A 15,172-nucleotide genomic window follows, 5' to 3' on the forward strand; every position below is an offset into this window, starting at 1 on the left:
CTGCATTATGAGCCGAGAGTGTTTTTTTATTTTATGCTGCTTAATACCTGGCAATGATAATAGAAAACGATAGGAGTATAATCGTGAAACAGTATCTAAAATTAGAATTGTTAATAGAGCTACCGAATGATTTTGAATTTATAAAGCCATCTACAACACAAGTTGACAACAATAAAAATTATCATGTTGATAAAAAAATGACGATGTCTGTAGATGAAATAGCGGAAGAATTATACAATGGTCCGTCTAAATGAAATTCCACATAAAACAAAACCGTATTCAAAACCGTATTCATTAACGACAATACCCAAAAAGCTTGATAAACCTTGCTAAAATAACATTACAAAAATAAAGAAGCCAGACTATACAATGTCTGACTCCATACGTACATAACCTTTTAAATCATCATATAACTCTAACGTAAATGAATTGGAATCTGCCTGTGGGCTAACACCCTTTTGAACAAAGATGAGGAATTCATCCACGGCTTTTTTTGAGCCTTCTACTTCTACCTCAATTTGTTCTAGGTCATTTAGTTTACAATAGCCTTTTAAGCCAAGCTCAATTGCTTTTTGTTTAATGAAAAAGCGGTAGCCTGTCCCATACACATCTCCGAAAAATTTAATCAGCGCTCGTTTATTCACGCCATAACCTCCTACTTATTGAAGAGGGGAGAAGCCTCCCCTTGCTTATTGCATTACACGTTCTTTTTCTAAATGAGTGATTAAGTTATTAATAAAGTATAGAACGCGCTCTGAAGCCTGATTTACCTCTTGTAAATAGACTTCAGCCTTTTGAATATTACCGGCCTCATGTGCTTGTGCTGCAAGCTTCGCTGATTCATGCACACGTGCGTGATATGCATCTAAATCACGATAATCCTGTAAGTGACCGAATCGTTCGACTGTCCTCTTAGCTGTATACCATTTGCCAAGGCGACAATCTTTATGCGAAGATACCTCACTTGGACGTACATTCTCTAAGCCAAGGAACATATTGTAAATACGCCATTTCCATAAAATATGATCAGCTTTTGATAATTGTAATAGGGCGATAGAAGAGAGTTGTACATTATTGTTTGAGATAATGTCGTTGCGGAAGCGGTTAATCTCTTTACCTAATAAGTAAATATCGCTTGATGTATTGTGACTGTATTCACGAATATCATCCTGAAGACTAGAAATTTCTATCATTCTCGCCGATACCTCGTCAATTGCCGCAGCCTGTTCTTGGGAAATAGCGGCCGTATTTGTAACGTCAATATTTATCCCTTCAATTGCACCTACAATAGCATTTAGTAATGGTAACGATTCTTTCGCTTCAATGGTTGCCTCTTTTATGATAGAGGTCGTTTCTGTTATGGATTTCGATACATCATTGGAGTAACTCTTTAGATGATGCACATTCGTTGATACTTCACTCAGTGCAGATACTGTACCTTCAGCGAGTTTACGAACTTCTTGGGCTACTACTGCAAAGCCTTTACCATGTTCACCGGCACGGGCAGCTTCAATGGATGCATTTAATGCCAACAAGTTTGTTTGATCAGCGATTTGGTTAATCAAGGTTACAACATGCTCAATATCATTGACACGTTTTTGTAATTCTGTAAACGAGTCAACGATGGTAGCAAAAGTTTCTTCCGTTTTGAAGATCTCGGTTAACGCATGTTCAATAGCATTTTTCCCTTTCACAGCATGATCAACAGAGTCAGTTGTCTTCTCAGAAATGCGAGAAGACATACGCGCAACCTCATTGATTGAGGCGGCAATTTCTTCTGTCGCTGCTGTAGAGGACTGTATTTCTTCATTTTGTTTATCTAAACTGAATACTAAATCCTTCATATACATAATTTTTGCGTTTACATCCATTAATGAAGAAACCTCTGCCACTACATTTTCAATAATACGCTCAGTTAATACTTCGAAAAGTAATTCTTGGTCAACGTTGACAGCTGACTGGAAAGATTTCATGTATTCAAATGCCTTGTTTGGCTTTAAACCAAAATTATGTAAAATATACGTTGTAATATAAAAGGCAAACTGATTAAATACGACAATTAGTTTGCCAGGCTCGAATTGATTTTTTCTGAATAAATTGAAAAATTTAATCGTTTCATCCACGTATTCATCATCACGAGTTGCTAAGAAAAATTGAGTCAAGTATCGATCTATATTTTCTTCACTGATTGTGTGCTGGGAGGAAGGAGAGATTTCCCTTAAATAATTGTTAAAAATACCGTTCATAGAAGGAGTGATATCTTTTAGTTTTGTGTAGAGGGCTTTTAAATTCACTTCATCTTGTGAATTAAAATGATTAAACGCCAACGTTTTATTGAAACGGCCTGTTGCACTTAAATTTGTACCGCGCTTTAGTAATTCTTCGAGCTCTGCCTTAGGTCGAATACTTGAAAACATAAAAAAATACCTCCCAAAAGTAATAATGAATAATAAGGTAATAATAGCATATTTCAGGGTGTTTTAATAGACAATTCATGTGTGTTTGCTAAAATGAGATTATCTGATGACAACAAGGAATGGGGCAAATATGTATACAATACTTTACATGAAAGCTGATTATGAGCCTTGGTGGAAATTTGAGGGCTGGGAAGCTTTTATTCAAACACAAGAAACGTTCGAGACGAAAGAACAGTTTGAGCAAGCACTACAAGAAAAATTAAATAGCTTTAGACCAGTATATGAACACGAGGCGAGTAAAGAAGGCAAGTACTGGGCATTTTGGTCAGAAGAAGAAAGCTTTTATTGCGAAGCCTGTGATGATGATGCACAAGTTTATCATGGAATTATTGGAGTTGAAACGACAGATTTAGATTTAAACGGAAAATTGCAAATTAAATAAAAAAACTTTTTTCTTTATTTGACAAATTATTGAATGCTAGTTATACTTAGGTTAACAATTTAATTGCTTCACCGGAAACATGGATTCACATATTACAAAAAGTGATCGCGTTAGTTCGGTACTCTTTGTAATATGTGAATTTTTTCATTTCCTGAAGAAATTACATATTGTTCACTTTTATTTTTTTGGAGGTTATCTTAAATGAAACAAGGTACAGTAAAATGGTTTAACTCAGAAAAAGGTTTTGGATTCATCGAAGTTGAAGGCGAAAACGACGTATTCGTACACTTCTCAGCTATCCAAGGCGAAGGTTTCAAAACTCTTGACGAAGGTCAAAAAGTGGAATTCGAAGTTGTAGATGGCAACCGCGGACCACAAGCTGCTAACGTAACTAAACTTTAATTCTCAGTAATTAAAAATACTTTCGTTAAATTAAGGCATCCTATGTAAATAGGATGCCTTTTTTTCATTCTTTCAACATAAAAGGATTACATTTTTGTTTTTTTGGTAATAGGTATAGGGAGTAAAGGAGGAAGATAACATGGATACGTTTCAAAATATACCGAATGACAAAGAACAACGGGATTTTTATCATAAGCTGCGGACTAAATTAGTTACATTTCTTGAATCAAAGACTGGAAGGCACAATAAATTTGCAGAGTATTTGATGTTTGTACCTGATGTATTTCATTTATTAATAAAAACATTGATGGACCCTGCTATTGATACAAAAAGTCGTTCACTGATTGGTGCTACTATTGCTTATTTTATCTTCCCAATGGATTTTATGCCCGAGGGTGTTCTTGGATTTGGTGGTTTTATGGATGATCTTGTATTAGCAACTTTTGTCGTCAACACGATTATCAATAAACTGGGACCCGAAGTGATTGAGAAACATTGGACAGGGGATAATAAGCTCCTTGATGTTTTACAAAAAATTGCGGGAACGAGTGATCAAATTATTAGTAAGATACCGGTAAAATCGATGTTTACACAATATATAAGACATGAAACGAAGGGGAATAATAAATAATATTATTATGTAAACCAATTAATTATTCGTCAGTTAACATGGGCAAAGTGATCGAAAGTGAATAAATATTAAAACTTCAAACACCGTAAACCCCGTTGTTATTTTACAACGGGATTTACATACCCAATCGTTGGGACAAAAAATTGTAGTGTCAAGAGAAATTAATGCTCGATTTTAACGAAAATTTCATGGTTGCCTCGTATGAAATTACTTATGCCAATAACCGTTAGGGGAGCGATGTTGGTGAATTTTAAATAGAGGGAATCCATTGCTACAGCAAGTTCTCGATTACTTCCAAGATCCTCACGTGTGACAGCAAACTTCTCTAAAGTATTAGGGCAATGGTACCTCTGAAGTATTATTTCAGTTTCTTCTAACAGTTGATACATAGGTTCATCTCCAAAATACTGTAAACCAATTTTAATTGCCGACCAAATTTTAGGTTGCGCCATATAATAGGCACTCCACCAATAGAACTCTTCCTTTGATTCAATTGCATGATCATAGTACACATGAAAAACAAACAACGCTTTTTGTCCAATGTTTAAGTCTTTATAAAAAAGTTCTTTAACTATTGAACTATTCTCTTGTGCCATTCTCCTTTTATAATCCAAAATTAACGGTTTAAAACAGGCATGGACCAATGCGATATCACCTAAAGCATCAAACTCCACTTTTTTCATCTGTGCTATCATTCTATAATCACTCCTTACTCATTATTATAAAGTGATGTCACAATTATTGGAAAAATTCCAACTAAAATTTCTACATTATTTAATGATGAAAATTTTTTCCAACCTAAACTCACCTTAATAAGCTAGTTAAAAGTATGCGAATTTAATAAGTCTTGTAACACTTGAACCGGGACAAACAAGCCAACTCGACCAAATGGTTCCTGTTTCATTGTTGCAAAAATAACCCCGATTACCTCACCATCCGCATTAAGGACAGGGCTGCCACTGTTGCCCTTGTAAACAGGTGCTTGCATCATCATAACGGGTACCTGCCAATCTTCTAGTAAAGTTGTTTCAAGTAATGTACCTTCATTGGCGATCCCCGTAAAGGCCAGTGGATTACCAATAAAATACACATGCTCATTCTTGGCATAATGAGGATTGTCAGCGAGCGTTAAAGATGGGATGTTGTCACCAGTCACTTGCAATAGTGCTAAATCGACATCTGGGAAGCTTTGCAATAATTGCGCCTCCATTAGACCTTCTTCTGGAAACACAACCGACAATGTGATGGCATCCTCAACTACATGGGCGTTTGTTACAATAAGTCCATCGGAGGATATGGCAAAGCCTGTCCCTTTGCTAGTACCTGTAGATATTTCTACGACAGCCTTTTTATATGTTTGGATATCTTCCTGTGCAGATAATTTTGTAGATACTTTTATGAATTCAAGAGCTGGAATGGAGTAAATTTGGAATATAAGTGCAAAAGTATTGAAAAATAAAACACACGCCATACTCCATACAATCCATTTTACAATTGGCCGTTGCTTCTTTGGCTTTTTGCCTTGCAGGCGTTGTTCACGTTCTGCTGCTAATGCCTTTTGTTGTTCTTCAAGCACGAGCTCAAGAAATTCCTCTTCCGTTAATTCTTCCTCTGTAGACGACTTATGTAAATCATTCATATTATGTACCTCCTTCTCCCAAAATGAAAGACGTCCAAGCCGGACGCCTGTGAAGCCCATTATTCTATTGTTCGCAGTGTTGATGTTACGACAAATGGCTCTTCGTTATCTGTTTGCATCGTATCTTCTATACGGATGAGTCCAACATCTTTAGCGAAATATTTTTGTGTCGTCATCGTATCTTTTGTTCGTGTAAGCTGAATAACATCGTGATAAATTTTTGTTCCAGTATCGACTGTTGCAGTAGTCGACTGGATGGTCCAACCAGCAAAGCTGTTTCCGACTTCGAAAGGCAGCTGTAAAATAGGTTCGATGACTGGAAATGAATCCGCTTCTTGTGCTGTCGGAAGTGATGGAGTATTATCCACGGCCGCTTTATAGATGAGGACAATCGCAGAGTCAGTTAGTCGATAAACCTTTAACATGATGACACCGCCATTATCTTCTATTTGGGCGATATGTGTGTCATCGATATAGGTAGTTTGCAGCGAAAAGCTAGCAAATTCATTGCCTTGACCTACATAATATGCAGTTGAACCATCGGGTGGGATAAAACTAGCAAGATTTTCTGCTGTTTTTGGTTCAGCTGTTTTTTCAAATTTAGATGCTTCAGCCGTCACAGCTTGTTTTGAAAGGGTTTCTTGCTGTTCTGTAACTTTATTTGTCGTACAACCAACTAATAGTATTGCTAGAGAGAGTACAAACAAGATAGATCGCATAAGCAAGCTCCTTCTGCTATTTTCTTTAAGTATACGCGAAGTTCCTATGGTATACGAATATTATGAAAACCAGTTTTCCAAAAAGGTAATGCGTTTATTTGTTGTATCGACACGCACACGTAAGCCAAGTGGCATGGCATGAAGTGGGTGAGTATGACAGCAATCTACATCAGCTAAAATCGGTATAGTAAGTCCATCGAGCTGTTCGATTAACATATCATATGGCTGTCGATCGGTGCCTAAATCATCGTATTGCTCATGCTTGCCTAGAATAATGGCTGAAGCTTTGTCAAAAAAGCCATGCAATTTTAGCATTGCAAAGTTCTTCTCCACAACTGCGATGGTTTTCGATGTGTCTTCTAACAGTAAAATATCGCCTTTTTCAATTTGAGGGAAGTAAGGCGTTCCGATAAAACCGTACATCGTATTGACGTTGCCACCAATCAATCGCCCTTCAGCTACGCCATGCTGGACAGTAATCCAGGAATTACGATGTTGCGTTTTTTCCGCTGTTTTTTCAAGCCAATTTACGCGATCATCTGTCCAAATAGGAGGAATAGGCATTTCATAGGGGAACGTGAGAGAATCTACAAAGAGTTCTTTGAAATATTGCGCTGTATAATGAACAAAAGGTGGAAATTCACCGAATGTTGAAGCAACGGACGGGCCATAGAACACAGGGATGCCTGTCTTGGCATATAGGGCAAGTAGTATGGCTGTCACGTCAGATAATCCTACAAGTATTTTAGGGTGTTGTTGAAATGCCTCGTAATCTAGATAAGGCAGCATACTATTGGCGTTAGTTCCACCCATTGTAGGTAAAACCATTTTGATATTTGGGTCGCGCAGTAGGGTATTCAGTTCATCAGCACGTTCTTTTGGTGTACCAGAACGATAAAAATCAGTTTTACCAGTTAATGCACCTTCTTTAATGGTGAAGCCAAAAGCATGTAAACGGGCCTTGCCTCGTTCATAGCGTGCGCGTGCGATGACAGAAGCGGGCTTTGAGGGTGAGTAAATACCAATTGTATCGCCCTTTTTTAATGGGGAAAACATAAAATACCTCTTTCTAATTACATAGTTTTTGCCATTATACATGAGTTTACAATTATTTGGGGGATTATGATGATTTTATGAAAGAGCAGTAAAAATTAACTGGTTTATATTGCTGTTGTAGAAACATTTTATTTACTATAATTATATTATGTAAACAAAGGTGTTGGAAACTTGCTAGAAAGATGAGATTTTTATATGATAGAGTTAAGCCAAAAATAGGGGGCGTTTATATGTATCGTCAAGTAGAGGATTTTCTAAATGAATGGTCTAATGCATCACAAGGGACTGCTCAAGTACTACAGGCAGTGACAGATGAAAAACTAAATCAAAGTATCGTGGAAGGCCACAGTACACTCGGGTGGTTAGGATGGCATTTAGCTGGCGCGATAGGTTATTTTGGCTATTTAGCAGGCCTAAAAGTACCAATGCTTCGTCAAGAGGATCCAGTACCTGCAACGGCAGCCGAAATTGTAGCTGCATATGAAGAGGCTGCAAAAAGTGTAAAAGAAGAAGTAGCAAAGCTATCAAATGAAGATTTGCTAGAAGAAGTAAAGGGCTTTGATGGCCCAATTGCGCGAGGGGCATTATTACGAACGCTCGTGGATCATCAGACGCATCATCGTGGTCAAATGACTGTACTCCTACGTCAAGCAGATTTACCAGTACCAGGCGTGATGGGGCCGACAAAGGAAATGCAAAAATAATCAAAACGGCAGATACGTTGAGTATCCGCTCAGATTGTAGACAAACTCAAAAAATGGAGTTTGTCTACAATTTTTTTCTTTTAAAATAGAAGTTTCTATAAGAACCCGTTGACTTCCGCTACGGCGGACGCATGGCATCAGTCTCTTCGTCGCTGCGCTCCAATCAACTAGTGTACGTCTAACGGAATACATAGCATTTGCCTCGTAAATAAGTCATGACAGCACCATTTATCTTCCATTTGTCATTTTAAATGACAGGCAATTGGCACTTGATAAGGCGTTATCTCAGGTAAGAATTTTGGGTAAATAAAAAACTCCCCCAAACAAGTGGGGGAGAATGAACGTAACCGATATGAAAGTAGAAAATTCACTGGTTGAATGGAAAACAGCTTAGCTTAAACCTTGGCTATCTTTCCATTCAAGGAATTCATCATACGTTAATAATTTATCTAGAATTGTGCCGTCTTCACGGATTTCGATGACGCGGTTCGCAATTGTTTGGATGAACTGGTGGTCATGAGATGTGAAGATCATCGCACCTTTGAAGCGGATTAAGCCTTCATTAAGTGCTTGGATTGACTCAAGGTCAAGATGGTTCGTAGGCTCATCTAGTAAAATAACGTTTGCAGTGGCAAGCATCATTTTAGAAAGCATACAACGTACTTTTTCGCCCCCTGATAATACAGAAGGAGATTTTTTCACTTCTTCACCAGAGAATAGCATACGACCTAAGAAGCCGCGTAAGAAGCTTTCTGTTTCATCATCAGGTGAATATTGGCGTAGCCATTCTACTAATGATTTCTCTGAACCCTCGAAGTATTTATCGTGATCGTTCTCAAAGTAGCTTTGAGATGTTGTCACACCCCATTTGAATGTACCAGCATCTGCTTGTCTTTCTTCCATTAGAATATCAAGAAGCGCTGTTTTTGCCATTGGGTTACCAAGTAAAATGATTTTATCATCTTTGTTCATCGAGAAGCGAATATCATTCAGTAATGTTTCGCCTTCATTACTTGCTGTAAGACCTTCAACCGTTAACACATCATTACCGATTTCACGACCCGTTTGGAAGTTGATGAATGGATATTTACGGCTAGATGGTTTAATGTCATCAAGCTCGATTTTATCAAGCATTTTCTTACGAGAAGTAGCTTGGCTTGATTTCGAAGCGTTCGCAGAGAAACGCGCAACGAATGCTTGTAATTCTTTAATCTTTTCTTCTTTCTTCTTGTTTTGGTCTGCCATCATTTTTTGTGCTAATTGGCTAGACTCATACCAGAAGTCATAGTTCCCAACGTATAATTGGATTTTAGAGAAATCAAGGTCAGCAATATGTGTACATACCTTGTTTAAGAAGTGACGGTCATGGGATACAACAATTACCGTATTTTCAAAGTTAATTAGGAATTCTTCTAACCATTGGATTGCTTTTAAGTCAAGGTGGTTGGTAGGCTCATCCAGTAATAGAACATCTGGTTTACCAAATAGCGCTTGTGCTAATAAGACTTTGACTTTGTCAGAACCTTCTAGGTCAGTCATTAGCATATAATGTAGCTCGTCGCCAATTCCTAAGCCATTTAATAATGTTGCTGCTTCTGATTCAGCTTCCCAACCATTGAGGTCAGCGAATTCACCCTCTAATTCAGCAGCACGCATACCATCTTCATCAGAAAATTCTTCTTTTGCATAGATTGCGTCTTTTTCAGCTTTTACTTCCCAAAGACGTTTGTTGCCCATAACCACGGTATCTAATACATTGAATTCATCGTATTCGAAGTGGTTTTGTTTAAGGACTGATAAGCGTTCGTCCTTACCCATTGAGACATTTCCTTCTTGCGCTTCAATTTCACCAGAAAGAATTTTTAGGAATGTTGATTTACCAGCTCCGTTTGCTCCGATTAAACCGTAGCAATTCCCTGGTGTGAATTTTATATTTACGTCTTCAAATAGTTTACGATCGCCATAGCGAAGACCTACATTACTTACTTGAATCATGCAAGTTCCTCCTTTTTTCACAATGGCTCTAGTATATCATGAAATATGTTCCATAGTCTATAAACATTATTAAATCAAGGTTTATAGTCATGGGGTTTCAGGTATTTGGTTGAATAGGAGCGTGGGGATAATCGAGTTGGGAAAAAAAGTAAGGTTTTTAATCGTTTCTAGGGAAAAGAACAGGTAAGTAAATGAAATTGATTTATCCCTAATTTATTACCTTTTAATATTTCATTGAAAGGAAGATGCTAAATGTCTAGAAAAGTAAAAGAATTGAGAATGGATGATGTTGTTTTTAAGCCTAGCTTACAACCTAAACAATCCGGAGATAATACCACCAAACGTAAACCCGATTCAATCCCAATAGGTCAAGTACTTGAAACAGTAAACCGACAAATGCAATTACAAGGACTAAGACATAAGACTTTGTTGACTTATAACCAGACGATGCAAAAATTTGTAGAGTTTTTAAATATTGAAACGGTGGATGATATTAATAAAGAAGGGTTTATGGAGTGGTTAGAATCACTCAGTCATTTAGACAAGACAACTCAAGCTAATAGATTTAGATTTGTATCAGCTATATTAACGAGATTTTATGATAACGGTTGGATTCAAGGTAATAAATTTTGGAAGGACGTTAAAATTAAAGTTGATAAAAAAGTAAAAAAAGCAGCAGACGAAAGAGAGTTAGAAATATTACTATCGGTGATCGACACTACCACATGGCTTGGTTGGCGTGACGTAACAGTTTTACTTCTACTATATAGGACTGGCATACGTATTCACACTTTAACAAGCCTAAAAGAGGAACATATCGATTTTAATGAAAAAATGTTGGTTTTATCTGGCGATATAATGAAGAATGGGCAAGTTTTGAAGATTCCTTTAGAAGATGAATTATTAATGTTGCTAGAACGCTTAATTAAGCAAAATCATGAGGTTAGGAAACGTTATAAAGAGAAAAATGATTATGTTTTCATTACGAAGAGTGGAAAGCCAACTTTGAATGACTATTCCCATAATAATGCTATATCAAAGCGTATAAACGCTTACTCAAAAAAATATGGGCTTTCAATATCACCGCACAAAATACGTAGGTTATATGCAACTAATCTTGTACGTAAAAAAGTACCTTTAGCAATTATATCGAAGGCACTTGGTCATAGTTCGTATGAAGTCACACAGCGTTATATCGAAATGGATGTAGATGAAGTGGCTGATACTTTACGTAAGTATTTATGATGAATTAACAACAATAAAAAAGAAAAAGAGAGTTACCTATTTGCGGTAGCCGACTCTCAACACTCAATTAGCAGTACACCAATACAACTAAATATGAGCGAATATAGCCTTCATTTTACTTGAAAAAAAGTGAAAATGCAAAGGTCTAGTTTCCTATTGTCTTTTTTAGATGATAGCAGCTCTTTGGTGGTTGTCAATAACACCAATTGAAATTAAACTGGTCAGGTTTGTCGTACCGATGCACAAAAGCGACTAGGACACAATACGGCATTCCCTTGTTTGTGCTAGTGTCTGAATGTGGTTGACGCACATAATCGGTCAGGAGTGGAAGGTCTGAATGATTACGGTCATGCAGAATACACGATACATTGTAATTGTTGCTGAGTTCCTCATAACAGTAGGATAAGCATTTACGATACATGCAGAGGTGTGTAGGGGGATTACAAGACGTTTCGAGGGCAGAAGTAGAAACTACGTGTATTGATTCGAAAGGATCACGATTAAACAGGGGCATACAATACGGATACCTTGATTGAGGATTCATGGAATCGGCTGTCTATGTTAGTTGATTCTTTTTTGAGTCGCTAACGTAGGCAACCGAAATCAGCACCAAGCCGTTTTCCTTATCTCGGCTTCATGATGGGGACGGTAAACAAGCTTGTCAATAAAAAATCTTTAATATTTCATAATATTTCTTTTAATAGAAAATATTTCTTGTAGTATAATAGGAGTAGATTTATTGAACTACTTTATAGTTGAAAGTTGGGATATTGTTGATAAAAGAAATAATCGAAAAGATGGACACCTTAATACCAATATTGACTTTGATATTTGGCGGTATTAGTCTTCGCAGTGTATTCATATCGTTTTATACATCTCTATCTTACGATTCATTTGATATGAGATTATTACAAAGAGATAAGTTTGCAATGATCAAATTTAAAAAAAATATAAGTATATTTCTGATTATTATTCCTGTATATTGTGCATTAGCATTCTTATTAGCATATGAAGCAATAATTTTCCCAGAATTTATTTCGATATTTAGTATTGCTTTCCTTGTTTCTACTGTAGGCATAATACTTCGCTATTTAGTATCTTTTTTAGAGTTTATCTTTATAAAAAGTGTTAACATTAGATGGTTACATTGGGTAAAAATCCTCTTAGGTAAACTTTCTTTTATTTATAAAGTGAATGTTAAAACAAAAATTTATATGACATTAGCTTTCTTGCTTTTTTCTCTAACAATGCTTGCTTATGGGTATATTGCTGGTGTAGAAACGGTATTTACTAGCCTAACAGATTATTTAATAACAATGATAGGGATTTCATTTTTATTAATATATTCGTTAAAACCAGATACTAAATCTATTGATTACATCTTTAAAGAAGAAAATGATAATTTAATCAACTTGTTAGAAAAGTATGAGATTACAGAAGATCTAAGATTAGAGTACTTTTTGACTGATTCAATAGCTGTACTTTCAACTGAAGATAGAGTATTCAGAGTAATTAAACGAATATCGGAATCTAAAAGTACATACGAGATATATAAAATTAATGAGTAAAGTTCACTGAAATAAAGAGTTATTTGGAGGAAAAAGAATTGAAGGACTATTTAAAAACTATAAATTATGATTTACATGGATTAAAAAAACTAATATTAGAAGGAAGTAATTCTCTAAATTTTAGCTCTGGACCAGTATTCTCTATCTTTCGTGATATTTGTATAGCTCTTTATGAAACTAACAAAGTATTAAAAAAAGACAGTGTTATACTTTCTGATTTGCCCCAAATAGAAGTAATTGAAGAAATTAGAAATAAGGTAAAGACAAATCAAGGTTTTCAAAATAGGGAAATTTTCAATAAGCTCCTTGATGGACATAAAAGTATTTTTGGAGATGATATTGATAACTTGGGATTCTATATAGATAATAATACATTGGCTAGTAGTACTTTATTCCCAACTTTTGTTTTCGCTAATACACATTATTTAAATACTTTGTTTAATGAATATGATAGTAACGATCACACAAACCTTGACACTACTATTGCTTCATTGATACAAGTAATTTTAGCTTTGATAAATCAACCGATACATTTAGACTCTAAACCATTTAAAAATATTAATGAGAAAGAGTATGTACTTAAAGATGTTTGGGATAAAAGGTTTTACACCGAAGATATAATTTATAATGTACTTTTTACAAGACTTCTTCTTATTCAAAATGAACTAACTACCTGTACTTGGCTAGAAAATCATCTGGATTATCAATCACCTAAATTTAATTTAGATAAATACATTCTATTACGTTTAACCTCCATTAAGTTATTTGAAACAATGAGGAATCTATTGGATATGAGGGACAGAGCTGAACTCCAAGAATATTGGATTGATCTCAATTTGAATAGTTTGGACTATTTGCTTGATGAATATGAAAATACATTTGGAGAAGAGATGAAAACATTAAGAAATATGCTTCATTATAATAATATGGGAATTAATTTTTATGATTACCTTCAGCAACAAATTCAAAAAGATAATGAGTACCCAGATAAATTATTAAAAGTTATATTTAAATACACTTATGAGATTAGAAGAAGTATCTCAGATACTATCAACATCCAATCATATAAAAGTATGAGCGACCTTGAAAAAATATCTTGTATAATTAATAGTAGTACTTAAATATTTTTTAACAACAATCAAATTAAAACAGTTTCTTTTTGCAACTAGTATCTACTACTATGGATAATTTGACATTCATTATTCAATAAATTACTATTATAGTAATTGAATAGATAATATTAACAATAGGTACTACATTTTGTAGTTTAAATTGGGAAGTCGGAGTAGATTAATCTTATTCTTAAAGCCGACGCTGTTTACGCAACTGTGAATGCTGATAAAGCAAGCCAGGAGACCAGCCAAACACAATTATTATTACTCTTCGGAGTAAAGTGTTTGCTAGTTCATGCGTATTTTTAAACAGCATTTCAAGCCACTTTACTGAGGAGCTATTCAATAATTCTTGGTAAAGAGGTGATTAAAATGGAAATGCTAAACATTTTTCTTTCTATTGCTACTTTTATATGTTTATTGATTTTTGGTTTAGTAAACATAGTATTAAAAATAATTGAGTTAAACAAATGATCTTAGAGCGCAGCCATTTGATTGGTTTGCGCTTTTTTTATTTTTATTCAACTTAGATTTAAATAGTATAAAAAGGACTAGCTATGTGCTAATCCTCTAATATCAGTTAAACTTTTTATTTGCTAATTGTTTAGCTAATAGTATGGTGTTTTCTACAGAGGCTATCAATAATTCCTTCTCTGCCTCGTCTAACTCGTTTATTATTTCATGTAGCTTTTTGTCAGCATCACTCTTGTCGTTAGGTTTAGGAACAAAATAATTTTTCTGATCACTACGTCCTAACAGGTAATCAATAGATGTATCAAAATAATTTGCTATAGTAATTAGTTTATCAATGCCAGGAGTAGAGGTGTCCCATTTTCTAATTTGACCATTGGAAATCCCATTTTTTCTCTCTAACTCAGCAATTGTTATCTTTTTTTCTTTACAGAGTGTTTTTATTCTTTCAACCAAACTCATTCGTCATATCAACCTTTCTAGTGTTTATAGAAAAAATATCAAATAAGTTAATGATATAGTTTGACAATTAGTTTATTTGATAATATACTGTGTTCATAAGCAAAGTTATTACTAAAAAAAGAGTATAAAAAAGACAACCTACAAACACATTTATTTCGTTGGGGAACGGGTAAAGTGTAGATTTCACAGGCTTTTTTAAAGTCTTATTTAGCTATGCATAAATAATATCATATAAGATAATTTGTGTAAATGAATATTATCTAAAAAGCTAATTGATTAACTTATATTTAAATATGATTAAACTTAAAC

General features: G+C 35.0%; 16 protein-coding genes and 1 riboswitch. Of the genes, 8 read left to right on the plus strand and 8 right to left on the minus strand.

Features of this window, described 5'->3' with window-relative positions:
• The first annotated feature begins 83 nt into the window (after window positions 1–83).
• Window positions 84–254 (plus strand): hypothetical protein, encoded by a 171-nt coding sequence (locus tag H131_RS24405; RefSeq protein ID WP_155242413.1) that lies wholly within the window; start codon window positions 84–86, stop codon window positions 252–254.
• A gap of 108 nt (window positions 255–362) precedes the next feature.
• Here the strand turns inward: H131_RS24405 and H131_RS11270 are convergent, their stop codons facing one another.
• Both H131_RS11270 and H131_RS11275 read right to left on the minus strand, forming a co-directional pair.
• Entirely contained in the window at window positions 363–644 is a 282-nt protein-coding gene (locus H131_RS11270) for an acylphosphatase (protein ID WP_010859264.1), read from the minus strand.
• Window positions 645–689: 45 nt separating this feature from the next.
• Window positions 690–2,417: a globin-coupled sensor protein gene (locus H131_RS11275; protein ID WP_010859265.1), complete on the minus strand. Its 1,728-nt coding sequence runs from the start codon at window positions 2,415–2,417 to the stop codon at window positions 690–692.
• Window positions 2,418–2,523: 106 nt separating this feature from the next.
• On the opposite strand from H131_RS11275, the gene H131_RS11280 reads away from it, so the two are divergent.
• From H131_RS11280 to H131_RS11290, 3 genes are all read left to right on the plus strand, one after another.
• On the plus strand, window positions 2,524–2,859 hold the full coding sequence (locus H131_RS11280) for a DUF1033 family protein (protein WP_230491842.1): 336 nt from the start codon (window positions 2,524–2,526) through the stop codon (window positions 2,857–2,859).
• Between the two features lie 201 nt (window positions 2,860–3,060).
• On the plus strand, window positions 3,061–3,261 hold the full coding sequence (locus tag H131_RS11285; protein WP_004230088.1) for a cold-shock protein: 201 nt from the start codon (window positions 3,061–3,063) through the stop codon (window positions 3,259–3,261).
• Window positions 3,262–3,400: 139 nt separating this feature from the next.
• Window positions 3,401–3,892 carry a YkvA family protein gene (locus H131_RS11290; protein ID WP_010859267.1) on the plus strand — a complete coding sequence of 164 codons (492 nt, stop codon included), beginning with the start codon at window positions 3,401–3,403 and terminating at the stop codon, window positions 3,890–3,892.
• Between the two features lie 161 nt (window positions 3,893–4,053).
• Here H131_RS11290 and H131_RS23125 read toward each other — a convergent pair whose 3' ends face one another.
• The 4 genes from H131_RS23125 to H131_RS11310 form a co-directional block, all read right to left on the minus strand.
• Window positions 4,054–4,587 (minus strand): hypothetical protein, encoded by a 534-nt coding sequence (locus H131_RS23125; RefSeq protein ID WP_010859268.1) that lies wholly within the window; start codon window positions 4,585–4,587, stop codon window positions 4,054–4,056.
• 122 nt (window positions 4,588–4,709) lie between these two features.
• A complete protein-coding gene (locus H131_RS11300; RefSeq protein ID WP_010859269.1) occupies window positions 4,710–5,531 on the minus strand; it encodes a S1 family peptidase in 822 nt (273 codons plus the stop codon).
• Between the two features lie 59 nt (window positions 5,532–5,590).
• On the minus strand, window positions 5,591–6,250 hold the full coding sequence (locus H131_RS11305; protein ID WP_010859270.1) for a hypothetical protein: 660 nt from the start codon (window positions 6,248–6,250) through the stop codon (window positions 5,591–5,593).
• A gap of 60 nt (window positions 6,251–6,310) precedes the next feature.
• A complete protein-coding gene (locus tag H131_RS11310) occupies window positions 6,311–7,306 on the minus strand; it encodes a S66 family peptidase (RefSeq protein WP_010859271.1) in 996 nt (331 codons plus the stop codon).
• Window positions 7,307–7,536: 230 nt separating this feature from the next.
• On the opposite strand from H131_RS11310, the gene H131_RS11315 reads away from it, so the two are divergent.
• Window positions 7,537–8,010, plus strand: a complete 474-nt coding sequence (locus H131_RS11315) for a DinB family protein (protein ID WP_010859272.1) — start codon at window positions 7,537–7,539, stop codon at window positions 8,008–8,010.
• 390 nt (window positions 8,011–8,400) lie between these two features.
• Here the strand turns inward: H131_RS11315 and H131_RS11320 are convergent, their stop codons facing one another.
• Window positions 8,401–10,005 (minus strand): ABC-F family ATP-binding cassette domain-containing protein, encoded by a 1,605-nt coding sequence (locus H131_RS11320; RefSeq protein WP_010859273.1) that lies wholly within the window; start codon window positions 10,003–10,005, stop codon window positions 8,401–8,403.
• Between the two features lie 252 nt (window positions 10,006–10,257).
• Between H131_RS11320 and H131_RS11325 the strand changes: the two genes are divergently transcribed.
• From H131_RS11325 to H131_RS11335, 3 genes are all read left to right on the plus strand, one after another.
• The gene (locus H131_RS11325) at window positions 10,258–11,250 is read left to right on the plus strand and encodes a tyrosine-type recombinase/integrase (protein WP_010859274.1); all 993 of its coding nucleotides are present in this window, start codon (window positions 10,258–10,260) and stop codon (window positions 11,248–11,250) included.
• 899 nt (window positions 11,251–12,149) lie between these two features.
• On the plus strand, window positions 12,150–12,818 hold the full coding sequence (locus tag H131_RS11330) for a hypothetical protein (RefSeq protein WP_155242414.1): 669 nt from the start codon (window positions 12,150–12,152) through the stop codon (window positions 12,816–12,818).
• Window positions 12,819–12,856: 38 nt separating this feature from the next.
• Entirely contained in the window at window positions 12,857–13,939 is a 1,083-nt protein-coding gene (locus tag H131_RS11335) for a hypothetical protein (protein WP_010859276.1), read from the plus strand.
• A 110-nt stretch (window positions 13,940–14,049) separates the two neighbouring features.
• Window positions 14,050–14,197: riboswitch (cobalamin riboswitch) on the plus strand.
• Window positions 14,198–14,506: 309 nt separating this feature from the next.
• Here H131_RS11335 and H131_RS11340 read toward each other — a convergent pair.
• Window positions 14,507–14,863: a helix-turn-helix domain-containing protein gene (locus H131_RS11340; protein ID WP_010859277.1), complete on the minus strand. Its 357-nt coding sequence runs from the start codon at window positions 14,861–14,863 to the stop codon at window positions 14,507–14,509.
• Window positions 14,864–15,172 lie beyond the last annotated feature (309 nt).

Origin of the sequence: Lysinibacillus sphaericus OT4b.31 (assembly GCF_000392615.1) — a bacterium.
GTDB lineage: Bacteria > Bacillota > Bacilli > Bacillales_A > Planococcaceae > Lysinibacillus > Lysinibacillus sphaericus_B.